Raw genomic sequence first — 22,943 nt, 5'->3', positions numbered from 1 at the left:
ATGACTATGTATAAAGAAATTGTGTTTCTTCAATAGTAGCAAGAGTCAAAGCTACCTACGTCGAGGAGGTTGAATGCATGTCAGCCACTACCTATTAATATGAAGTACAGTTTATTATATTAATAGTAGGCAAGTTAGTTTGGATAATCATACTGTTAAAATTGATATATTCGTAAAAATTTTAAAAAAAAGACTCTATTTCCTAGATTTCATTCCCATCAAATATCATAGGGCAATGAAAACTGACAGAATAGAGTCAATTTTCCAACTAAATTTTGGATAGTATTTTAAAACTATTAGTTAAGTGTAATACCTGCACTAGCATATCCAACAACAGTATTAAGAAGTGAAATACCTGAAGCAGTAGACGAAAACACCATTAACAATCGTGTCTGCGCTGCAACTGGAATCGATAATCCAGTAGTTATACCACTAGTAATATCCCCTAATGATACAGGGCCTACAAGAGCAGGTAGTACTACGGATGCACCCGCAACTGGCGTAAATGAATTGCTGGTTGCTGTTGCACTATACAATTGTGCCGTTACCGTAATTGATGATCCTAGGATATTTAATCCTACTGTTTCACTGAAGAACGCTGAAATATCTGTGATAATTGAAGCTCTCGATACAGAAAATGCAAAGTCAAGAAGAGGACCCAGAATTGTACCTGTTAGATCGATAACTGGACCAGGTAATAAGGTAACGTTAGAAGCTGAACTTCCAAATCCCACAAGTCCTGCTGTACCTGCTAATCCAAATGCAACAGTTGTCATAGCGATTGGTCCACCGGATGCAAATGGAACAAACGCACCTGTTCCTGGTATACCTGTTGCTCCAACTGCTCCTGTTGCACCCGTTGCTCCGGTTGCCCCAACTGCTCCTGTTGCACCCGTAGCACCCGTTGCTCCGGTTGCTCCTGTGTCACCTGTTGCTCCAGTTGCTCCGGTTGGTCCCGGTGGACCACCAGCTGGTCCCGTTGCTCCGGTTGCTCCAGTGTCACCTATTGCTCCGGTTGCTCCGGTTGCTCCGGTCGCTCCAACTGCTCCAGTTGCTCCGGTTGCTCCTGTAACCCCTGTTGCTCCATCTGCTCCTGTTGCACCCGTAGCTCCTGTTGCACCAATTGCTCCTGCTGCTCCGGTTGCTCCTGTCACACCTGTTGCTCCATCTGCTCCTGTTGCACCCGTTGCTCCGGTTGCTCCGGTCGCTCCTGTGTCACCTGTTGCTCCAGTTGCTCCGGTTGGTCCCGGTGGACCACCAGCTGGTCCCGTTGCTCCGGTTGCTCCTGTCACACCTGCTGCTCCTGTAGCTCCCGTTGCTCCTGTCACACCTGCTGCTCCTGTAGTTCCTGTTGCTCCTGTAGCTCCTGCTGCTCCTGCTGCTCCTGTTGCACCCGTAGCTCCTGCTGCTCCTGTTGCACCCGTAGCTCCTGCTGCTCCTGCTGCTCCTGTTGCACCCGTAGCTCCTGCTGCTCCTGCTGCTCCTGTTGCACCCGTAGCTCCTGCTGCTCCTGTTGCACCCGTAGCTCCCGTCGCACCATCAAAGTCACAAGAAAATTCGAGTTCAATTTTTCCTCCATTGTACAGTTCAATTTCAATTTCCTCGACCTGATTCCAATCAATAGCTGCTAAAAAATCCCCAAGCTCGGACATTCTTTGACTTGTGCCATCGCCTTTATTGAACTTTAATTTGTATTCATTATCATTAAAATACTCAATTTCAATTTTTTTGATATGCTTAATTCCAACGATTCCAATTAGATTCATTAACTGAGCAAGTTTACTCAAAAGTCTTACACCTCCTTATAATTTTGAATAATAGTTTCCTACAATTGAGATAGATTTTCTATTAATCACACCAACCTCCCTTACTTAAAATGAAACTACTCTAGTTTCCTCGTATATTATATGTGTACAAACTTTCACTGCATGGACGAATGAGAGAGGACAATGATGGAAAAAAACATTTTTTGTCAATAATCATTGAATTAGTAACTAAAGTTAGGGACTGTAGTATTAAATCGCTTCTTAACATTTTATTAATAAGAGGAATGGTTGAGAGTCTTCTAGACACTTGTATGAAAAAAAGCAGCGGCCGCGCCCTTAATTTAATGGGCGCAGCCGCTGCTTTTATAGTCCAGAGGTATCTAGGATATACGAAATGAGCGTATCTACCTTTTTGTCGCTAGGAACAAGAATTCCTAATCCGTTATTCGTGTTAACACGGTGAAAGCTAAGAGAAAAAGCCGTAACCTTTAGGAAATCTTCAATTGCCGTCAATACACCATTCTCTTCCCCATATTCTTTCATAGCATTGTATTGATCTTCATTAATACCTCCCGTTTCTACAAGCTCGCTGGAGCCAGCTAACATCCCTTTTTGCGCATTTGGTTTAAGGTATTGGCTTGGAATGTTTTCCGGAAAGTAGTAGGAATCACGTCTACCGTATGGCCATTCTGTGTCATGTAGAATAACGATCGGAAATTTACCAGTTTTAGACGCTATTTGCTCAATCGCCATTAGTTCATGATAAACGGTGTACCAGTTATGGTCTCCGTCGATGAGAAACACATCAGCAGCTTGGATCTCTGATAATACCTCCAGACTGTGCTTTTTATGAATGACTAATTCCTCTGAAAAAACAGCTTCATACGCATAAGTATTAAATCCCGGTGCAGGATCAATCACTGTTAGTTTACCATTCATCATTTTACAGAACTCAAGCAACTTTATGGTGGTACGCCCTGCTAGGAAGACTCCAATTTCTACAATGTGAGAAGCCTCGTATTTGATTAGAATGGGTTTAATTATTTTTTCAAAAAAGCGATTCATATCCCACCTCCTCTTTGATCACAATATTCCGTCATAGGAATTTTGGTTCGATATAACCATCCAGTTATTCTTAAGATTCGCATGGTAAGGAGCATACCATTGATCACATGCCGTGCCCTCATATTGAAACTATGAATAGATTAGAATGACCGCGTTGAATTTTAACCTTATAAAGAAAGTGAGTGAACACTTTGATCACCATAAGTCTTTGCATTATCGTTAAAAATGAGGAGAATACGATCCGCCCTTGCCTATCCTCCGTTGCAAAAGCAGTTGACGAGATCATAATTGTAGATACCGGATCTACCGACCAAACGAAATCGATTGTTAGCTCCTTTACGGATAAAATTTACGATTTTAAATGGATAGATGATTTCTCTGCAGCGCGTAATTTCGCTTTTCGCCAAGCCACGAAGGACTACATTCTTTGGCTGGATGCAGATGACATTTTGAAAGAAGAAGATTGCAACAAACTCATATCGTTAAAAGCAGATCTGGCTCCTTCGGTTGATTCGGTAACGATGTTTTATAATTACGCATTTGATGAGTTTGGCAACCCGATTTCCAGGTTTAAACGAAACCGTTTGGTGAAAAGGGAGAACCAGTTCAAATGGATTGGCGCGATCCACGAATATTTGGAAGTAAGCGGGCATATTTGGGACTCTGACATTACCGTTACACATTGCAGAATCCACAATAAGAGCGACAGGAATCTTAAAATATTCCAGAACAGGCTGCAGCGCGGAGAGCCATTCTCGCCTAGGGATTTATTCTACTACGCGAATGAATTAAAAGATCATAACAAGTTCTCCAAAGCAATTATTTATTATAATAAATTTCTGGCAACCGGAAAATGCTGGGTGGAGGATGAAATTTCATCCTGCAGCAAGCTAGCGGATTGTTACCAGCAGCTAGGCAACAGTGAAATGGAATTACAGTCCGTATTCCGATCATTTCAATATGATAGTCCGCGTGCTGAGTTCTGCTGTCGTCTTGGCTATTATTTCCTAACTCGTAAGCAATACGAACCAGCCGTCTTTTGGTACAAATTAGCAACAGAATTACAGGTTCCTGCACACAATTGGGGATTTTCGAATCCTAAATTTTCAACATGGCTGCCACATCTACAGCTCTGTGTTTGTTATGATCATCTTGGAGAACATGAAACTGCTAATAAGCATAATGAAATTGCCCGCAGCTACAGACCCAAAGACTCGAATATATTGCATAATAAAAAGTACCTAGCGTCTGTTCTTCATCTATCGGAAAGCTCCGAATCAGCAGAATGAGCAAACAGCGGCTGCGCCTTATGATACGAGGCGCAGCCGCTGCTTTTCGTTTGTATCAACTTTCTTCCTCAATGATTGTTCGATAAATTTCAAGATATTTGTCTGTCATCCCGCTTGTCGTAAAATGCTCCAGCACATATTCGCGGAGCTCATAAGGATCAGGCAGTGTCTCATGGATCAATTTATCAGCCATCTCCTGGACAGTGCGGCATATCAATTGAGGAAAACCGCTCATCACCTCAGGAACAGAGCCATTTGGCAATGCCAACACAGGTGTTCCGCATGCGAGAGCTTCAATCATGACTAGACCGAACGGCTCCTCAACCAACGTTGGGAACAACATACATCTTGCATGCTTCAATAAATCCTGACGAGCTTGCCCCCCTACTTCACCTACATATTGAATAGATGGATTCGATATAGTCTTGGAAAGAATATCCTTATGGAAATAATCATGATCATATACGGGTCCTGCAATAATTAATTTCTGATTGGCTCGCTCCGCCGCTTCTATCGCATGATGAACGCCTTTGTAAGGAATAATCGCTCCAATGTAAAGTAGATAGTCACCCTTTTGATCAGAGAATTGAAATTCATCTGGGTTTAATCCGTTATATACAACGTTATCTTGAGGGCTGCCGAACAAGTCCCTATGTCTTTTACTCAAATATACGGCATGTTTAACCGGATTGGTTAAAGGATTGTGGATCGTACAGACCGTTGGTACCGCGAGTTTCTTTTGGCCGACAACGGAAAGCTGAGTATGGTCATGAATGATATCAACGCCTGGAGGTAATGTAAGCTTTACAAAACCAGGAATTTTCCACATGTCATGCCCCTCGTGTAAATAAGGCATCAGTTTGCCTCGTATTTGGCTTCCAAACGGAGCATATAGAATGACTTCATGCCCTCGATCTACAAGCTCCTCTGCCAATGTATACACAACTCGCTCTATACCGCCGTATTTTACGGGTGGAACGGGAAGATAATCCGGACTTATCAGCGCAATCTTCATTCCATTTCCCTCCTACTAGTTTCTCTGTAAGAAACTACTACTTAATAATTGGAATATAATGCCGCTCTAACCGGAAAGGCTTTTCTCGTTCCACAAGCTCTGAGGGATTGTATCCAAAATGATCCAGCTCCAAACCGGACATGCCCAACGACCACTTTTTGGAAAACCTTTCTGCATTGCTATAGGCGCTGGCTGAATAATTGGTTTTATTCGCTTGGAATGTACTTCCACCATAATGATGAACATAGACATCATTAGCTACCCACAGAATTTGACCGCTGATACGGGCTCGCAAACAGAAATCATCATCTTCATAATTCCCTGGAAAAAACCTTTCGTCTAGCCCACCTATTTTGGTAATAAGATCTTTATGAAAAAGCATACAGTGCCCAATTAATTTATGCGGGAAGAAGCCTTTATCTTTATGCTCAAGTGACCAATGAAAGGCGAAAACCTCCATCTCTGGCGTGGTCTTATAAGGGACATTATAGACGAGCTGCGACCATGCGACATTATTGGAACGGGGCCCTACTATGGCGATGGTGGGGTCCTTCTGTAGACATCCTAGTAAACGCGTCAACCAACCGTGTGTAACAACCGTATCGTTGTTAAGCAAGCAAATATATTCACCGTCTGAGGCCAAGATCCCTTGGTTGTTTCCAGCCGCAAATCCCTTATTTTCTTGATTGCATATGAGCTTTGAAGAAGGGATTGTCTGTAAATACTCCACAGTACCATCCGACGAGCCATTGTCTACAAACACAAACTGAATCTTAATGTTATCATCTACATGACGTAAAATACTTTCTACGCATTCTTTCGTAAATTTCAATCCATTCCATGTAAGCATGACTATTGAAATAAGCGAAGACATCCTATTTCCCCCTTTCAACTCGCCCCTTTTATCATCTAAAATGACCATATTATTAGTATTCATTTGATTTTCATATGGTGTAGGCTCATTAGAACTTCTATTGGTGAGAAACCTCTATCGAGGCCATTCAAAGGTGAAGATTATGTTTCCCCCTCCAGCAGGCATCGCTCAGGACGTAAAAAAGGCATCCGCTAACAACGGATACCCTGCTCAATCTACCTTTGATCACTAATTGAAGCATTGCTATTATTGGAAGATAACACAGCCAAAGGATCATAAGGTGAACCAGCTATTGTACCAAATAACAATGCAATATCAACTGCATTTACTGGAATACCCCATGAGTTACCTGAAAAGACAAAGATCGCCTGATCAACAACAAATCCGCGCGTATTATAAACTACATTATTAATGATATGACCAGTTGAATTTGGATTTAAATAAGCTGGTTGCCTGAGTGAATAAAAAATATTATCTTGAACGATTAGATTCGTTACATTTGATTGCGTTACAAATCCACGATTTACTACCCAACCTGTTGATGGTCCTGCTTGAGGCGGTCCATAAATAGTATTATTAATAAGCATATGATTTGTTCCAGCTAGTTGAATAAACTCAGTCGCATATGCAAGATCACTGGTAATTGTCAATCCATCTATTGTTACACCATCTCCAGTAACAAGAAATGGAATTACAGCTGCTTGTAACGATATTACTGTATTAGGATATCCTCTTAATGTTACCCCTGCTTTATTAATTACTATTTGCGAAATAAGAGGATAAGTTCCACCTAAAATATGAACTATTCCTGTTGGGAATACAGCCGCCACACCTTGTTGTATTGTTCCAAATGGACTAGCCTGTGTACCATCTCCTCCGACTGCTCCTGCTAGAACATATACGTCAAATGGGTTGGGTTGAATCGAACCCATTGGTCCCGTTGCACCTGTTGCTCCTGTCGCACCTGTTGCCCCTGTTGCTCCTGTAGCTCCGGTCGTTCCTGTTGCACCCCCAGGTGGACCTGTTTCACCTATTGGCCCTGTTGCTCCTGTTGCACCAGTCGTACCTGCAGCACCTGTTTCACCCGTTGCTCCTGTTGCTCCGGTTGCTCCTGTTACTCCTGTTGCACCCCCAGCTGGACCTGGTTCACCAGCTGGCCCTGTTGCACCTGTAGCTCCCGTTGCACCTGTAGTTCCTGTAACACCTACAGCTCCTGTCGCACCTGTTGCACCCGTAGCTCCTGTAGCACCTGTAGCACCTACAGCTCCTGTCGCACCCGTTACTCCTGTTGCTCCTGTTTCACCTGTAGCACCTGTCGCACCTGTTGCTCCTGTCGCACCTGTCGCACCCGTAGCTCCTGCAGCACCCGTTGCTCCTGTAGCACCTGTTGCACCCGTAGCTCCTGTAGCTCCTGTTGCTCCTGTTGCTCCTGTTTCACCTGTCGCTCCTGTTGCACCCGTAGCTCCTGCAGCTCCTGTCGCACCTGTCGCACCTATTGCACCTGTTGCACCTGTTGCTCCTGTCGCGCCCGTAGCACCTGTCGGACCTACATCACCATCAGGAAATTCGATTTCTATTTCTTCTCCATTGTATAGCTCAATTTCAATTTCCTCGACCTGAATCCATACAATGTCTTCTAAAAAATCCTCAAGTTCGGATACTCTTTGAGTTGTGTCATCGCCTATATGGAATTTTAATTTGTATTCGATACCATTATAATACTCAATTTCAATTTTTTTGATATTAGTAATACCCACATTTGCAATTACATCCATTAACTGAGAAAGTTTACTCAAAGTCCTTTTACCTCCTTATGATTTTCATCCTACTTACTTACAATAACTCCAACCTATTTACATAAATTTGAAACTATTCTAGTTTCATCCTATATTATATGATTACAACATTTCAGTGCATGGACGAATGATAGAGGACAAAAGACGAAAAAACATTATTTGTAAATTTATGATTTATTTAGGTGAGAGAGTTCCAGAGAGAATCCTAGGCAAGAACAAAATTTTCTGGAGCCAATTCTGAAATTGAATAAAAAAGCAGCGGCTGCGTCTCAATTAATTACGGAGAGCTGCCGCTGCTTTTTTATTCCGCTAGGAATGTCTGGTAAGTTTAAAGATATCTATCAATCATCCTGCTTAACGTATATTAATTCCTATGTGGAAAAAAGTCCCCTTCCAACCATCGGAAAGAGGACTCTATTGATATTTTATGAATGAGACTTCTTCAAACGTCTTCTGGCTAGCACTCCGCCCCGCTCATTTCATTTGTAAAAAATCGTTTATACTCTTTCGGTGTTAGTTTAGTAGCAGATTCACCTACATAATGAAACTGCAAGGCGCGACGTTTCTTCGTTGAGAGATTATAAGGTGTCCCATGCTTAAGTAACCCATGGAAAAAAAGTACCCCTCCTGGCAGTAATGGCACTGCAACATCCTTATCCACTTGTACATGGGAATCACACAGCTGCCAATCACGTATCGCGTAATGAGGCGTTGCCCCATCCGCTTGAGAACCAGGGATAACATGCATACAACCATTATCCAGCGCAGCTTCATCTAATGCAATCCATACACCTACAACCGCTTTCTCATAAGCCAAATTACCATACGCCATATCTTGATGCCAAGGCTTCTCACCTCCACCATGAGGAGGTTTGAGCAACGCCATATTCTGAACAAGCCGCGGAGTCTCACCTAGAATATCTTGGACCATGGCGAGAATGGAAGGATGCTCCGAAATTCCTCTCAACCGATCGTCGACTTGAACGAAATCGTTGAGCTTACGGATCGCCATCTCAAGCTCTTCATCAGTTTTCAACTCACTCCTCGGTTTCGTGAACTGAATTTGTGCACCCTTATCATCAATAAAAATAAGATCATACAGGGCCTCTTTCGAGAGCTCAATTTCTTCTTCATTTAATATATGCTCGACCGCGATGAAGCCATCTCTTCGATAACTGGCAAGGTGATCTTCATTCCAATTCGCAAAGCCATCAATTTTGTCCGCAATACGCTCGTAGCGATAAAGCTTTGCTGAAATTTCTTCGGGCGTTTGAAATGTTGGTTCTGTTTTAGCCATAACGATAACCCCTCCGTTTAAATTATTCGACTATTAATATCTTTATTATAGAAACGGAAGGTAGTAAAATAAATACATTAAAGCTCATGATAATTTGCACTATTTGACATAAGGAGCTGTTAAATTTCATGTCATCATTCTCAACTCATGAGCTGCAGCTCAACCCCTACTTCGGTAAGGTACATTGTGAAGTGAATTGGAAATGGAACCGCGAAAACGAGCCCTTCCAAGACTATGATCTCTGGTATGTATGGGATGGCGAAGGTGAGGTCACCTTAAATAGTAAGATTTACCCTGTTCGATCCGGAGATTGTTTCCTTTTCAAACCTGGGGACCTATCCAGTGCTAAGCATAATCCAGATCGCCCGCTCACGGTTACTTTCATTCATTTCTTAGCCGTTGGGGATCCAACACACCCCCTGTTATTGCCGTCCTTCGTTCACTTCGATCCCGCAGAGTTCCATGAAAGCTACCTAGATCGTTTCGTACACGTGCGTCTGACGGAAGCTTTTGGACATGAAGAAGAAGCGAAGGCGCTGCTTAGGCTGATTCTCTTGCTTTTTGAACGTCAAGCACCTGCCCATCAATCTCTAAGTGACCATGCAAGACGCTCGATGAACCGAGTGATGATGGATATCGCGGCGCACATTCGGCAGGATCCAGGACGTCAACATCGTATTCAAGATTTAGCCAAGGAAGCCCATCTCTCACCACGCTATTTCTCCCTAAAATTCAAAGAAATTATGGGCCAAACAATTGAATCGTATCTCATTCAAAAAAGAATTGAGCGCGCTACCTATTTGTTAAAACTAGGGATGAATGTAAGTGAAGTCGCTGAAGCGCTAGGCTATCGTAGTATTTATTTTTTTAGCCGCCAATTCAAAAAAGTGACAGGTACGAATCCTTCTGAGATCCGATCGTGATAAATTATTTTTGCATCTTCCACACATCGTGATAAAATGTACCTTTACGACAGCATCGCGCTAGTTCATCAAGGAAGGTTAGGTCATCATGAATTCATCCAACTTATTACGATCATTTAACTTTATGTATTTTGCTTTACTTGCCCTATTCGTTTCATTTCTCCCCGTCTATCTAGACGCACAGGGACTATCCACTTCGCGAATTGGTCTCATCATCGGGACCGGAGGCTTTATCGCTATCTTTTCACAGCCATTATGGGGGATGATTAGCGATCGGACGAAAACCATCAAAAAAGTCATGCTACTTCTTCTGTTCTGTTCGACGATCGTCGGATTTTTGCTATATGACTCCAAAAGCTTTATAGTCCTTCTCCTATTCACCATGTTGCTCTACTTTTTCTTAATGCCGCTAGATCCATTAACCGAAAGTCTCAATTTCCAGACAGCGGAAGCTGTGGGTACTAGTTACGGATCTATCCGTACTTTCGGTGCAGTTGGGTATGCCGTGATGTCCTTGATCGTTGGCTATTCAGCGCAATACTTTGGCATTCATAGCTTAGCGTACCTTTTCGGGGGATTCGGCATTATCAGTTTGATTATTTGTCTCGCGTTACCTGATGCGCCAGTGACTGGGAAGCCTATCTCGCTTCGAAGTCTACGAAAATTCCTAGGTAATCGCGAGACGATTTGGTTTATGGTGCTTATCTTCATTTGCGCGGTTCCGCAACGGATCAACGACACATTTCTGGGTGTTTATATCCGTGAATTGGGCGGAAGCAATCATTTAGTTGGAATTGCCTGGTTTTTGGCTGCGGGGAGTGAGATTCTGGTCTTTGCACTCAGCTTCTGGTGGCTTCGCAAAGGGAAGGAATTAGCGCTTATTTCGTTAGCTGCATTGTTTTATTTCTTACGTTTCCTTATTAGCGCTTGGGTGACTGACCCTCATGTTCTCGTCGCGCTCCAGCTCCTTCAAACCTTTACATTCCCGATCTTCTACTCAGCTGCTATTCAGTATTTATATCAAATTGTCCCTGAAGAATGGCGCGCGACGGGACAAACCGTCCTTGCTATCATCTTCTTCGGTATCTCAGGAATTGTCGCTTCTTATCTGGGAGGATGGTTCTACCAGGCATTTGGCGGACAGCAGCTATATATGTGGATATCGGTGATGTCGCTCTCTGGATTTATATTTAGCCTAGTGCTGCGTGCCGGTTATCGGAAACAGAAGCTGGCAACCTAAGCATTTTCTGCTAAAATGATAGGATAGAGATGAAACGGGGGCCCACAACATGGATTACATTATATTAGACATCGAATTTAACGGCCGAAAGTTTGCCAGTGATTTACCGATGGAAGTTATCGAGATTGGCGCTGTTCGTTTAGACGCATCTCTTGGGCAAATAGATGAATTTTCTGCTTTGATTAAGCCGGTCTATTTTTCCAAACTGAATGCTTTTATTAAGAAAAAAACAGGAATTCCCCAGGAAGATATCGATGAAGCCGCGGGATTCCGCAAGGTGATTGCTGATTTCTTGACATGGCTAAGTGCAAGTGAGGAACTCCTGCTGGTCACATGGGGCGGCGAAGATTTGAAGCGTATCGTGTTTGATACACGCATGCACAAGCTAGATGATGCTTATTGGATGGCAGCCAACTATTTCGACTTACTGAAGGGGTTCACTCGCTTCAAAAAAGTTACGAACGACGTCAGCGTGGAAGCCGCGCTTGTAGATCTCAATATCGTGGCTGAGGGCTCTGCACATAGAGCCTTGGATGATGCTCGAATGACTGCAGAGGTATTCCGTGCGATCTTTAACGATTTAGATTTTGATCGCAAGCAGCAATACGTGGATATGTACACGAATGCCAAAGAGCGCAGATTGATCAAAACGGCCGTGAAAACCATTACGACGCAAAAGGTTGTTCCAACCTGGGAGTTGTTTGTGGAAAAGTACTTCGCTGATAAGATAGAGACAGCTGACGCCAAAAAGATCGCCGAAATGCAAACCCTATTCGCCGCGGAAGTAGCTAAGGGTGTGCCTTCGCCAAAACCCAAAGGGAATACTGCCGCTTCGCAGTAGGTGCTAATTTCCAACTCAATAAAACACAAATAAGCCAATCTACCGACTACGCTCGCTGAGCAAGGTAACGTGTACATTGGCTTCTTTTATTTCAACCATTACAATTGATCCACGCCTAGACGGTTTTGATAGTAACCAGGGATCACTTTGTCTTTGGTAGTCTTGGATTCGTTTGACTGCAAAGCGAGTAAAGTCGTCGAAAGCTCCAAGAACCACTGTTCGTCTCTGACCGATAATGCGAGATCGATCAAGCTGCGAACACCAGCTTCTGTATCCAGTCCGCTGATTGGTAATGGTTTCACCGTGGAGAGTTTCACTTCGATTTGATGTCCAATGATTTCATCTTGATCAGAAGCGATGACATGTACGAAGGCGATACCATGCTGCCAAGCGATCGCTTCCACATACCCATGAACCAATTCATCTTCACTTGTTGTTGCGACAACCCAATCACTAATTGCAACGTTCAACATACGCCTCGCCACCTTCACTAGAAATGTTTTTCATACTGTAATTATAATTATTACAGTATAAATTGTCAAGTGACGTTAATAAAGCGTTCCAAGTACATAGTGAGCTGGTCGGCATTTTGATCGGCAACGTAAAAATTGTCCCTATAAAATTTACAAGTTGATCTCGACATTTTATAATAGAGACATATGTTCCTATCGTAAGTATCCAAAGGAGTTTACTCATGTCTTCTACACCCGTTCTGAATGATGACCAATGGTCGAAATTACTCGAATATGTGGCTGAAACGTATAACGAAGTTACGCTAAGTCGAGGCTTTCATTTCTATAAACAGCAGATGGTAACGTCTCTAATTATTGCTTCTGAGATTAAGAAGGTTAACGCCGTTGTGGAAGAGTTTGGCGAGAAGTGTATGGTAGGGATTGACCTTAATCAGTTGAAAGCAAGTTCCTGCAGTTGCCCTGTTAAGACTGCCTGCAAACATGTGGCTGCAGCCTTGATGGAGCTTGCAGATCGACAAGGCTATCCAGCTTCCCAAATCATGAATGCCAAAATGGCGTTGAAACGGGTAGCTGCTCAAGCCTCTTCTGTGTCATCCTTGGAGCAATTGCCAGGGATGACCGTAGATGGCTGGCACAAATTTATGGAGCATTACACCTTTCACCTCAAACCTTCTTACGATCAATGGAACTATGTTGAGTTGCTGCGAGGGCAATTGGCCAATCTCAAGCGAACAGCAATTCCGTTTTCCGAGAAGGATCAGTTTTATTTCGATTTTCATCAGAGGCTGTTCATCCTACGTAAAATTGTAGAGCAGAACGCACAAGCGGGTGTTACGTTCTATACAGCCGCAACCGTTTATCATCTGAGTGATGAGCTGGATGATTGGCTGAAGGAATCAGTGGGGGCATTGGATGGCACGCGGATTGGAGAAAGATTAACGCAGACATTCGCTTATCTTCGAGCACAAATGGCCATCGAGTCGCCGAAGAAACTTCACCACTTTCGGGTGTTTTCGACGTTCTGGGCTTTCGGAGTGGCGAGAGATGAAAGCCTGACGGCTTCTGAGTTAGCTGCTTTCGAAGCGATGGATGCCGCGGAACTCTCTCTTTCACTGTGCGCAGGACGAGCCTTCCTGTATCTTCACCAATCGAAGTCTGATGAGGCCTGGGATGTCATTGCGTCACACGCTTCCTACAAGGATGCGCCATCTATTCTGATCATCCCCTTCCTTGCCTATCTGGAACATGTTCAGAAATGGCATGAGATTGTGCATTGGCTGCGTAGATTAAGTTCGTTCTATAGTGGTAAAAGACATCACGACATCGAATCCTACGCCGCATATTGGAAAGTCGCGGTTGCTCACGTTCCTGATGCGAATGACCTGATGTGGGCATCGTTAGTGGAACTACTCCCTGCCTCCTATCGCATTATCGAGGCGTTCTATTATGAACAACGTAAATGGAAGTCATGGATCGAAATGCAAATCGCGCAGGGCTACGACCCGTTCACACATCGAGTGAATGTACTTCAGCCTATTGAGAAGGAGTCACCTGAACTACTCCTCCCCTATTATCACCAAGCTATAGAGCACTATATTCGGCTCAAAAACCGTCATGATTATAAATCAGCCGTACGGCTCTTGAAACGGTTAGAGAAAGTATATAAAAAAATGAAGCAACCCGAACGATGGGAAGCATTCTTCACCCAATTCGTCAGTCGGTTTAGCAGGCTGCGCGCCTTGCAGGAAGAATTGAAGAAAGGGAAGCTGCTGGAATGACCACCAAATTGCATGAAATGTCATTATGTATGTCCCTAACGGAAAGCGGAGATGCCTTGTTATGGGGCTTCAAGGATGGCAGAGAAGTCTCAGGCGACCACTTCCGTAAGCTATTATTCACCTGGCATGCCCCATCCCTCTATGGTACATTGCTGGAGACACAACAAGCTGGTGATCTGGCAGTAACCATTCTACCTGTAGAGCAGGTACTCCCTTTCTTTGCAGATCCGAACTTCATGGACATAGTGAGCTGGGAGATGGGAACCGAATCCGCGCAACAAATGCTGCGTGTTGCCCCGCTTCTCAATGAAGCTGCTCAGAGAGGACTGTATATACCGAGCTATGAGGATTTCCGCAATGGTCAGTTAATTTGGACGTGGGATCGCAGCTCAGAAGAACTCGCCGAAGTAGATTGGTCCATGTTGGAGAGCATGGATGACCTTAGCGAGGGTTTGAAGGGATTGCGCGCTGCCTTCTCAGCTGCGGTCGTAGAAGCTCATTATGCGGATGATGCCGCATTGGCAGATTTGCGCCGGGATTATCCGGCTTTATTTACGGCTAGCAGGAAGTCGAACACGGCTGACGATTCTCCTGCAGCTTTTACAGAAAATGAATGGCTATCCGCCATGGGATGGCGTCCGGACTTAGCGCCCTTCCGCCCAGCGTTGCAGCTGCTTGAGCCGGATGAACTCGAAGACGAGTGGCGACTTCGACTCGTCCTGCAGGATAAACAAGATAGCACCCTGCTCACCCCGATTCGCTTGCATGTGGATGGAACGGCTTCAGGCGCTTGGGCATCTGAATGGACTCCATTTGTCGTTGAGCGTGCCCCTGGTTGGGTAACACGCTTACTAGAAGCCCTGCCTCGTATGGCGGATGACGGTGAACTGCTCGCTCATCCAATGAGCGATGATTCGGCTTGGACGTTCCTGACCAAGGATAGTCGCATCTTGCTGGAGGATGGCTGGAACGTCATGCTGCCAGCATGGTGGGAAGCGGCAGCCAAACGAAAGCCTCGACTGAGCGCTAAGGTCGCTGCGGAAGCTGGCGGAGGAGCTGGTGGCGGCGGTAAGAGCGAGTCCTTGTTCGGTATGAACTCACTCGTCAACTTCGATTGGCGGATTGCCATCGGTGATTCTGAATTAAGCGAAGCGGAGTTCAACAGTCTGCTTAGCCGCAATGAACGACTTATTCGTTTCCGTGGGCAATGGATCTATTTGGATCCCGCCTTCTTAGATCAAATCCGAAAATTGATGGATAGCATCGATCCGGCTGAGGGCTTGTCTCTGCAAGATATTTTCCAGCTTCATTTATTGAGTGAGTTGGAAAGGGATAAGGTAAAGTCTTCATGGGATGGCGAATCTCCCGAGGAGTTGGATTATGAAGAGGAGGCTCGCTTGCAGCTAGAGGTTGAGCTGAACGGGCATCTGATGGCTTTGGTACGCCAGCTTGGGCAGCCTTCCGAGTTAGAGCTCATTCCCGTGCCGCAAGGGTTGCGCGCCGAGCTTCGTGGCTACCAACATCAAGGGTTTACTTGGCTGAGTTACCTGCGTAAGTTCGGACTTGGCGCATGCTTAGCCGATGATATGGGACTCGGCAAAACCGTCCAATTCATTACCTATTTACTGCATCACAAACCGGTTTCTGAACAGCCTGCTCTATTGATTTGCCCAACTTCCGTGCTTGGCAACTGGCAGAAGGAGCTTGCTCGCTTCGCTCCCGATCTTAACGTCATGCTGCACTACGGGAAAGGTCGATTGAATGGTGCTGCGTTGGATGATGCTTTGCAGGGCGTAGATATTGTCCTTACTTCCTACACGACAGCACTCATGGATCAAGAAACACTTCAGCCTTACACATGGAGCTCCCTCTGTTTGGACGAGGCGCAGAATATCAAAAATGCCCAAAATAAACAATCCGCCGCAATTCGCTCGCTGAACGCTGTTCATCGAATAGCCCTTACGGGTACGCCGATTGAGAATCGATTATCAGAGCTGTGGTCGATCTATGACTTCCTGAATCCGGGTTACCTCGGGAACCAGCGCGGCTTCCAAATTCGCTTCGCGAATCCAATTGAGAAGCATCAGGATGCGGAACGGACCGCGCAGCTTCAGCAGTTGGTTAAACCTTTCATGCTGCGCCGCAAAAAGAAAGATCCCGCCATCCAGCTCGATTTGCCGGACAAGCTGGAAATGAAGGTCTACATCAACTTGACGGCTGAGCAAGGCGCGATGTACGAGCAGACCGTCAAGGATCTGATGGAGCGGATGCAAAAGCTCGAGGGCATGGAGCGCAAAGGCGCGATCCTTGGCGCTTTGACACAGCTGAAGCAGCTGTGTGATCATCCGATGCTGCTCACGAAGGAAGCGGAGCTGGCTGAGGAGATGATGCAAAGCGAGGATGGGCGCGAAGCGCTCGTTCAACGCTCCGCGAAGCTGGAGCGGCTTGTTGCGATGGTCGATGAGCTCCGCGATGAGGGCGATTCGTGTTTGATCTTCACGCAGTATGTGGGCATGGGCCGCATGCTGGCGGATGTGCTCTCGAAGCAGCGCGGAGAGCCAGTGTTCTACCTCAACGGGAGCACGCCGAAGCAGGAGCGCGACCGCATGATTGAACGGTTCCAAGCCGCCGATGGCGATGGACCGAATATTTTTGTGCTGTCGCTGAAAGCCGGCGGCGTCGGGTTGAACTTGACCGCGGCGAACCACGTGTTCCACTTCGACCGCTGGTGGAACCCGGCGGTCGAGAACCAGGCGACCGACCGCGCCTATCGGATGGGCCAAACGCGGAATGTGCAGGTCCATAAGTTCATCTCGCTCGGCACATTGGAAGAGCGGATTGACGAGATGCTCGAAAGCAAAATGAGCCTCAGCGACAACGTCATCTCCTCCTCCGAAGGCTGGATTACGGAGCTTTCGAATGATGAGCTGCAGGATTTGTTTACACTGCGGAAGTCTTGGTAGTTTGGCTTGACCTGTGTAACCATAGGGGCTGTCTCCGCGTAGATTCTTCTACGCGGAGACAGCCCCTTTATGTATTGTAGGGGCAAGACCAAACTCAGGTGGGGAGCCTCGGGCGCTTTAAGCTCCAAAAAGGGCATTACAGCCTTGGGTTCGTGGCCTTTCGGGGACTTTGGGCGCTTTAGGACCCAAAAAGGGCCTTAAAGCTCACGCTTCGGCCAGCGAACTGACTTTAACACCCGAAAAGGGCCTTACAGCCTTGGGTCCGTGGCCTTTCGGGGACTTCGGGCGCTTTAAGGCCCGAAAAGGGCCTTAAAGTCTCACTCTTCGGCCAGCAAACTGACTTTAACGCCCGAAAAGGGCATTAAAGTCTTGGGTTCGCTGGCCTTTCGGGAGCCCGCGGGCGCTGTAAGACCCGAAAAGGGCCTTACAGCTCTCGCTTCGGCCAGCGAACGGACTTTAACGCCCAAAAAAGGCGTTAAAGCCTAGGACTCTCTGGACTTTCGAGAACTTCAGGCGCCTCTATCGCATTCTCACGATACTGGTAGCCATGCATTTCCGAAGACATGCGTCTTAAACACCTTTCTTTCTCCGAATGTTATATTTGACGTATAAATTTCATCAATTTTCGACATTTAACTCACCAAAGGAGACCCTACTTATGTTTCATAGAAAACTATTAATTCCAGCTACTTCCCTTCTGCTTAGCGCAGCTCTTTTCGCAGGTAGTGCACCAGCATCTGCCGCGTACTCCCCATCCGTGAACGCGTCTTCTAAACTCGTTTACGCTTCAGGTAAAAACTTCACAGTTAACGTTGTTACGGTAGATCTCACCGACCCAACGCTGGAGCTCGTTCCTGCCTTAGCTGATGGCGGGATCGGACATGATGATGCCATGCAATCGATCATCGAGCGAGAGAATGGTGTCGCTGCGATTAACGGAACTTTCTTCAATGCTTACGAGTCTGATCCGTATATTCGCTACCCTAACGGGACGCTGCTGAAATCTGGCGAGCCCATGCATTCTGGGGAAAATCAGACGCTATTCCTGAACAAAGATAAGGTACCAGACATTCAATTCGTCAATCTCGACATTGCTATTCGCACCAGCGAAGGCGGCGGCACTTATACCATCAATCCTTGGGGTATTAACAAATATTACGGAGCCACGAGCACCGACCAGATTGTTTGGTATACGCCGGATTTTGGCCGCTGGATCGGCTTTCCTAATGGCACCAAAGTGGTGATCAGCGATGGGCTTGTCACTCGCATTACGCAAGATTCCGTATCAGTCCCGGCAGGCGGTTATGTACTATTTGTCGGCAATAGTGCCAACAACAAGCAGAACGTGTTAACCAAACTAGATGTAGGTGACAGAATTACGAAGGATATTATTGCGAAGGGTGAAGGCGGAAGCAATTTGGATGCCAAAACCTGGCTGTCTGCAATCGGCGTAGGACCGAAGCTAGTTACGAACGGCTCCTCGGATATCAATGTGAAACGAGATGGCTTCACCGACCCTAAAGTTACGTCTTCTTCCGCCGCTAGAAGCTTCGTTGGGATCGACGGATCTAACCGTCTCGTGATGGGCACCGTTCCAAGCGCAACTTTGTCAGAGCTTGCTGCGATTTCGATCGCGCTAGGGTTGAAAGAAGCGATGAATATGGATGGCGGCTCTAGCTCAGGCCTTTATGCGAATGGCACTATGATGACCTACCCGGGTAGGAAGCTCAGCAATGCGCTCGTCGTTCGCAAGCTGGACAAGCCTAAAGTTCAAATTGATATTAACGGTCAATACATTTCGGATTTTACCGGTTTCATTGATAAAGAAACAACGGTCGTGCCGATTCGTCCATTTATTACCGCGATGAACGCCAATTTTGCGTGGGATGCTGCAACTAGAACTGCTACCATTACTAATGCTGGCGTTACCTTGAAGCTGAAGGATGGCAGCTCGGTCGCTACGGTGAACGGAAAGTCCGTTTCTGTGCCTGTCCCCTTGCAAATCATGGGCGACAGCCGTATGTATGTCCCGCTTCGCCTAGTTGCTGAATCGCTCAAAAGCACCGTAGAATGGAACAGCAAGCTCTACCGCGCATCGGTGCGTTTGCCTTAATTGCATGATATGATTGACCCCAAAGGTTATAAAATAACCACATGAAGTTAAAAAGCTGGTAGGAAACAAACATGAGAAAATGTTCGAACTACCAGCTTTATTTTTAAGTTCTATATTTCATTTTTATAATCAATTCCATTTTGCAAGATTTTCTTTTGTTCATCAGTTCTTCTTAAATATGTGACATGATCTGGCTCGTCTTGTACACTTCCTTAATCGGCATTAGAACTTCCTCTTAGATAGGAAATGATGGCTTCGATTTTTTTCTGCTGTTCGTTAATTTTCGGAACATATTCCGAAAAAGAAGGTGACGATATCATTTCAGCTAGCCTATTCACTTGTAATGTAAGCGCAGTCTTGTACGTGCCTGAGTCCTGTAAAAAGCCTGCCATTCTTGCATTTAGCGTCAATTCGCTCCAATCTGCAAATGAAGATATACCCACTGAGTTTTGAAGTTGTCCGAAATGTATACGGAAATAACTGAGGGTCTCAGGTAAATAAACGGCATTGCCCTGAGCAAGAAGCGAGAGCCATGCCGCCACATCATTGATGCTCGTAAAGTGTCTGCCGCAAAGAATGCCGAATGGTTCTTTTAAATCCTTTTTTCGAAAAAGTACGGTAGTCGGTTCTCCGATCACATTATATCCGTGACACAATATGTCATTGCCAAAATCAATTCCGTTCAACACTTTCGTTTCATTGAACAATCTTCGTGTTGCATATACAGATGGTCTTTCGTTCCCGGATACGTCGATACATTGGCGGTAAGAAGTAACTAGCGTGACATCCGGCATCTCCAGGTAGCAAGCCATCATTCGTTCAATTTTCTCGGGGTGAAACAAATCATCATCCATTAAATAGTTCACATATTCGCCGGATGATAATTCAAAACACTTATTATAATTTTTCGCAAATAACACGGTGTCGTTTTTGAAATACTTGATATACGGGTATCGTACCAGATAGGGCTGCAACATAACACATACATCCATGTTCGGGCTATCATCACAAATGATGATTTCAATATTCGGATAGGTTTGATTAATGGCGCTTTCTAGAGCTAACCTCAAATAATGAGGCCTGTTATAAGCAGGAATCAGAATACTGACAAGCGGTTTGCTATCCATGTAATTCCTCCATCACTGATTTGAGTTATTTTTATGATCCATTTGTTTCGAAAACATGCTCATAAATGTAAACGTTTCTCCCTTAACCGGATGAATCCAATAATAATGAGGCTCTAATTTTGCCGCCTTCATTTCATCGAAAGAAATAGGTTTTACAGTACGCACGTATTGAAGGCTTTCATCATAATCCCAAGGATACTCCCGGCACTTTCCTCCATATTTCATAGCGAGTGTTGCATAGAGCATTTCTTCCATTGCAAAGGTATCCGTTGCCGCCAACAATTGCTCGAGCTGATTAGAATCGGTTTCATCCAATATTTTCCTAACTATGGAACGGCGATAAACTTGTGCGGGATTAAAATAGCGGACAAAGTAATTTGTCTGGAAGAATGGTTGCCAGCGATGCCATTCGTTCCACAGCGTAACTCCCGGATAAAATTGCGGATTATCGTGCGCTGAACGTTGTATTTGCATATGCGCTCCCATGCAATCATAGCCTTCCATTACCTCTTCGATGTACGACTCAAAACCATACTTAATAAAAAGTACGTCAGAATCCAGGTTAATAAGGTAATCGTAATTAATGTTAGTTTCTTCCAGCCAATTCATAACATCATATAGAAATCTGCCTAATTTCCCGTATTGTAAGGGCCTGCTATACGGACAAATGGGAATGCCCTGGCTTCTGCCGAAGTCCTTATTTGTTCCTCCGTTGTATAAAACAATCCTGGAGTTAGGGATGTAGTGTCGAATGTTTTTTATTTGCTCTGTTAGCACGCTTTCGTCCTCATGAGCCAATATCGTAAAGCAGATCAAATAAGATCACCTCTTTCAACTTAGAGAGAACCAGCTTGATGGTTTGGTAAGATCACAATCGTAATGATATAAAACAGTGGGAATTCGTATTTGATTCGTTATATCCTCAGCGACTCTCCCTGCCCATTCATCATCTTCACCACCGCTAATGTCCATAAATTTATGCTTAGATGCAATCCTTTTGGCATAGCACATTCGGGGATTAGGTTTTCTATAGTAGAACGAGTGATCTTCACTATAGGAGTACTCTTTTCCATATTTGCAAATTTTATAGAAATTCCCATTTAAATACACAGCTACATCATAAACAATACAATCAGCGTCAGGCGTTGCTTCGATCTGTGAACACAAAGTACTCACGTAATGGGGTTCTATTCGATCATCATCATCGACATAAACGATGTAATCACCTTTTGCTTGTTCAAGCAGTACACTCCGTTTAGCGCCTATGGTGCTTTTTTTATTATCCAGCAATACGAGAATTTCTACAGGCATACCTTGAGTTTGTTGGGATAAGTCTTTAATCATTCGGGACAAAAAATCCATACGTTCAGGTACGGAGGGTATAAGAATGGATAAGGAAATATTCATGCTTTCACACACCTTTTTTCAGACTTTTAGGATAGCCCTCAATTTATAGGAATCAAGTAAAATTGCGATGAATGTAGCTGCCATGTTTATAGGTTATTCGCAAATATTGATGGTTCCGCATCCAGGAATCCACCCGTTTCTCGAACAATTCCCCTCCGTATGCCGGGTACCTTAGAGATGCCGGATGTTTCTCATTATAGATGCGCGCTCTGAAGTCCTCGGTTCGAATTAGATAGCATTGATCCGAGAATCCATACCCCACATAAAACCGCTCATCCTCCTCTATAGATTCCTGCTTCGCATATTCGTAGCTAAAATTCCAGGTCGGATTTGCAACCTTGATCCTGGGGTCATCATCCATATTCTCAAGCGCTTGCTCCACCCATTCGAGCGGCCCCGCCAGGATCGAGTCACTGGAGAAATGGAGCAAATAATCCGTTGTACACAAGTAAATAGCAACGAGCTCGGAAATGGAATAATAATATCCTCCGTTAAAACTGTCTTTATCGATTCCAAAGAAGTCCAGCGCCTCTTGTGCATACCGATCAACGACTTTATAGGAAGTGAGAACGCCACTCTGAACCAACTTGTCGGCATAAAAGCTAACCTCTTCCGGATCGTTGACGTTATTGATGTATAAAACTGCTTCCTTGAACGGAAACCGATTGTTGCGAAGACTAGCTTCCAGTCTCGGTGTTTGAAGAAGGTAACGCCAATCCTTTTCATAGCACTTCGTCTCAAAGGTCACGTTCCACCGGTTCATATAACACCTCCCTTCTCAGACACTCCTTCTCTTTGAAGGACTTCACGTTCTCGGAGCCTGGATCGTAACGAAAACCTTGCTCATAAGATATGCCCCGGCAGGACCGCCTGCAACGGCTAGAACCATAGTTCATCCATTAATTCCCAAGAAGGGGCTTGCCTGTAATTACCGTATTGAAAAAAGGCAGCTTGTAAGTAGAAGATCTACTTAGAA

General features: G+C 45.0%; 18 protein-coding genes. 7 read left to right on the top strand and 11 right to left on the bottom strand.

What is annotated here, in order from left to right:
* Window positions 1–296 precede the first annotated feature (296 nt).
* Window positions 297–1,787 carry an exosporium glycoprotein BclB-related protein gene (locus AC58QC_RS24905; RefSeq protein ID WP_497417736.1) on the bottom strand — a complete coding sequence of 497 codons (1,491 nt, stop codon included), beginning with the start codon at window positions 1,785–1,787 and terminating at the stop codon, window positions 297–299.
* Window positions 1,788–2,129: 342 nt separating this feature from the next.
* Window positions 2,130–2,831: a class I SAM-dependent methyltransferase gene (locus AC58QC_RS24900; RefSeq protein WP_497417735.1), complete on the bottom strand. Its 702-nt coding sequence runs from the start codon at window positions 2,829–2,831 to the stop codon at window positions 2,130–2,132.
* Window positions 2,832–3,013: 182 nt separating this feature from the next.
* On the opposite strand from AC58QC_RS24900, the gene AC58QC_RS24895 reads away from it, so the two are divergent.
* Window positions 3,014–4,120 (top strand): tetratricopeptide repeat-containing glycosyltransferase family 2 protein, encoded by a 1,107-nt coding sequence (locus AC58QC_RS24895; protein WP_497417734.1) that lies wholly within the window; start codon window positions 3,014–3,016, stop codon window positions 4,118–4,120.
* A gap of 55 nt (window positions 4,121–4,175) precedes the next feature.
* On the opposite strand, the gene AC58QC_RS24890 is transcribed toward AC58QC_RS24895, so the two are convergent.
* The 4 genes from AC58QC_RS24890 to AC58QC_RS24875 all read right to left on the bottom strand — a co-directional run bounded on the left by AC58QC_RS24890 (window position 4,176) and on the right by AC58QC_RS24875 (window position 9,102).
* Window positions 4,176–5,135, bottom strand: a complete 960-nt coding sequence (locus tag AC58QC_RS24890; RefSeq protein ID WP_497417733.1) for a glycosyltransferase family 4 protein — start codon at window positions 5,133–5,135, stop codon at window positions 4,176–4,178.
* 37 nt (window positions 5,136–5,172) lie between these two features.
* Window positions 5,173–6,009 (bottom strand): glycosyltransferase family 2 protein, encoded by an 837-nt coding sequence (locus AC58QC_RS24885; RefSeq protein WP_497417732.1) that lies wholly within the window; start codon window positions 6,007–6,009, stop codon window positions 5,173–5,175.
* A 215-nt stretch (window positions 6,010–6,224) separates the two neighbouring features.
* The gene (locus AC58QC_RS24880; protein ID WP_497417731.1) at window positions 6,225–7,805 is read right to left on the bottom strand and encodes a collagen-like triple helix repeat-containing protein; all 1,581 of its coding nucleotides are present in this window, start codon (window positions 7,803–7,805) and stop codon (window positions 6,225–6,227) included.
* Window positions 7,806–8,262: 457 nt separating this feature from the next.
* On the bottom strand, window positions 8,263–9,102 hold the full coding sequence (locus AC58QC_RS24875; protein WP_497417730.1) for a phytanoyl-CoA dioxygenase family protein: 840 nt from the start codon (window positions 9,100–9,102) through the stop codon (window positions 8,263–8,265).
* Window positions 9,103–9,230: 128 nt separating this feature from the next.
* Here AC58QC_RS24875 and AC58QC_RS24870 point away from each other — a divergent pair, with 128 nt between their 5' ends.
* The 3 genes from AC58QC_RS24870 to AC58QC_RS24860 all read left to right on the top strand — a co-directional run bounded on the left by AC58QC_RS24870 (window position 9,231) and on the right by AC58QC_RS24860 (window position 12,106).
* On the top strand, window positions 9,231–10,025 hold the full coding sequence (locus tag AC58QC_RS24870; RefSeq protein WP_497417729.1) for an AraC family transcriptional regulator: 795 nt from the start codon (window positions 9,231–9,233) through the stop codon (window positions 10,023–10,025).
* Between the two features lie 88 nt (window positions 10,026–10,113).
* Window positions 10,114–11,265, top strand: coding sequence for an MFS transporter (locus AC58QC_RS24865; protein WP_497417728.1), 1,152 nt, complete (start codon window positions 10,114–10,116; stop codon window positions 11,263–11,265).
* Between the two features lie 49 nt (window positions 11,266–11,314).
* Window positions 11,315–12,106: a 3'-5' exonuclease gene (locus tag AC58QC_RS24860; protein WP_497417727.1), complete on the top strand. Its 792-nt coding sequence runs from the start codon at window positions 11,315–11,317 to the stop codon at window positions 12,104–12,106.
* Between the two features lie 98 nt (window positions 12,107–12,204).
* Here AC58QC_RS24860 and AC58QC_RS24855 read toward each other — a convergent pair whose 3' ends face one another.
* The gene (locus AC58QC_RS24855; protein ID WP_497417726.1) at window positions 12,205–12,579 is read right to left on the bottom strand and encodes an IDEAL domain-containing protein; all 375 of its coding nucleotides are present in this window, start codon (window positions 12,577–12,579) and stop codon (window positions 12,205–12,207) included.
* A gap of 221 nt (window positions 12,580–12,800) precedes the next feature.
* On the opposite strand from AC58QC_RS24855, the gene AC58QC_RS24850 reads away from it, so the two are divergent.
* From AC58QC_RS24850 to AC58QC_RS24840, 3 genes are all read left to right on the top strand, one after another.
* On the top strand, window positions 12,801–14,357 hold the full coding sequence (locus tag AC58QC_RS24850) for an SWIM zinc finger family protein (protein WP_497417725.1): 1,557 nt from the start codon (window positions 12,801–12,803) through the stop codon (window positions 14,355–14,357).
* Entirely contained in the window at window positions 14,354–17,320 is a 2,967-nt protein-coding gene (locus AC58QC_RS24845; RefSeq protein ID WP_497417724.1) for a DEAD/DEAH box helicase, read from the top strand. The genes AC58QC_RS24850 and AC58QC_RS24845 overlap by 4 nt, the downstream gene beginning before the upstream one ends.
* Before the next feature lie 658 nt (window positions 17,321–17,978).
* Window positions 17,979–19,433, top strand: coding sequence for a stalk domain-containing protein (locus tag AC58QC_RS24840; protein ID WP_497417723.1), 1,455 nt, complete (start codon window positions 17,979–17,981; stop codon window positions 19,431–19,433).
* A gap of 212 nt (window positions 19,434–19,645) precedes the next feature.
* On the opposite strand, the gene AC58QC_RS24835 is transcribed toward AC58QC_RS24840, so the two are convergent.
* Genes AC58QC_RS24835 through AC58QC_RS24820 form a run of 4 tightly spaced genes read right to left on the bottom strand, consistent with a single transcriptional unit; the run spans window position 19,646 to window position 22,730 of the window.
* The gene (locus tag AC58QC_RS24835) at window positions 19,646–20,560 is read right to left on the bottom strand and encodes a glycosyltransferase family 2 protein (RefSeq protein WP_497417722.1); all 915 of its coding nucleotides are present in this window, start codon (window positions 20,558–20,560) and stop codon (window positions 19,646–19,648) included.
* A 12-nt stretch (window positions 20,561–20,572) separates the two neighbouring features.
* The gene (locus AC58QC_RS24830) at window positions 20,573–21,337 is read right to left on the bottom strand and encodes a hypothetical protein (RefSeq protein WP_497417721.1); all 765 of its coding nucleotides are present in this window, start codon (window positions 21,335–21,337) and stop codon (window positions 20,573–20,575) included.
* Window positions 21,338–21,391: 54 nt separating this feature from the next.
* Entirely contained in the window at window positions 21,392–21,967 is a 576-nt protein-coding gene (locus AC58QC_RS24825; RefSeq protein ID WP_497417720.1) for a glycosyltransferase, read from the bottom strand.
* Between the two features lie 52 nt (window positions 21,968–22,019).
* Window positions 22,020–22,730, bottom strand: a complete 711-nt coding sequence (locus AC58QC_RS24820; RefSeq protein ID WP_497417719.1) for a hypothetical protein — start codon at window positions 22,728–22,730, stop codon at window positions 22,020–22,022.
* Between the last annotated feature and the right edge of the window lie 213 nt (window positions 22,731–22,943).

It is taken from the genome of Paenibacillus sp. J22P51 (assembly GCF_059692215.1).
This window is presented reverse-complemented; position numbering and strand designations above follow the sequence as displayed.

Excerpts from the sequence above, each read along its gene's own strand:
- AC58QC_RS24900 (WP_497417735.1), bottom strand. The coding sequence starts at position 2,831 with ATGAATCGCTTTTTTGAAAAAATAATTAAACCCATTCTAATCAAATAC.
- AC58QC_RS24860 (WP_497417727.1), top strand. The coding sequence starts at position 11,315 with ATGGATTACATTATATTAGACATCGAATTTAACGGCCGAAAGTTTGCC.
- AC58QC_RS24885 (WP_497417732.1), bottom strand. The coding sequence starts at position 6,009 with ATGTCTTCGCTTATTTCAATAGTCATGCTTACATGGAATGGATTGAAA.
- AC58QC_RS24865 (WP_497417728.1), top strand. The coding sequence starts at position 10,114 with ATGAATTCATCCAACTTATTACGATCATTTAACTTTATGTATTTTGCT.
- AC58QC_RS24820 (WP_497417719.1), bottom strand. The coding sequence starts at position 22,730 with ATGAACCGGTGGAACGTGACCTTTGAGACGAAGTGCTATGAAAAGGAT.
- AC58QC_RS24835 (WP_497417722.1), bottom strand. The coding sequence starts at position 20,560 with ATGGATAGCAAACCGCTTGTCAGTATTCTGATTCCTGCTTATAACAGG.
- AC58QC_RS24870 (WP_497417729.1), top strand. The coding sequence starts at position 9,231 with ATGTCATCATTCTCAACTCATGAGCTGCAGCTCAACCCCTACTTCGGT.
- AC58QC_RS24855 (WP_497417726.1), bottom strand. The coding sequence starts at position 12,579 with ATGTTGAACGTTGCAATTAGTGATTGGGTTGTCGCAACAACAAGTGAA.
- AC58QC_RS24890 (WP_497417733.1), bottom strand. The coding sequence starts at position 5,135 with ATGAAGATTGCGCTGATAAGTCCGGATTATCTTCCCGTTCCACCCGTA.
- AC58QC_RS24850 (WP_497417725.1), top strand. The coding sequence starts at position 12,801 with ATGTCTTCTACACCCGTTCTGAATGATGACCAATGGTCGAAATTACTC.
- AC58QC_RS24845 (WP_497417724.1), top strand. The coding sequence starts at position 14,354 with ATGACCACCAAATTGCATGAAATGTCATTATGTATGTCCCTAACGGAA.
- AC58QC_RS24825 (WP_497417720.1), bottom strand. The coding sequence starts at position 21,967 with ATGAATATTTCCTTATCCATTCTTATACCCTCCGTACCTGAACGTATG.
- AC58QC_RS24840 (WP_497417723.1), top strand. The coding sequence starts at position 17,979 with ATGTTTCATAGAAAACTATTAATTCCAGCTACTTCCCTTCTGCTTAGC.
- AC58QC_RS24875 (WP_497417730.1), bottom strand. The coding sequence starts at position 9,102 with ATGGCTAAAACAGAACCAACATTTCAAACGCCCGAAGAAATTTCAGCA.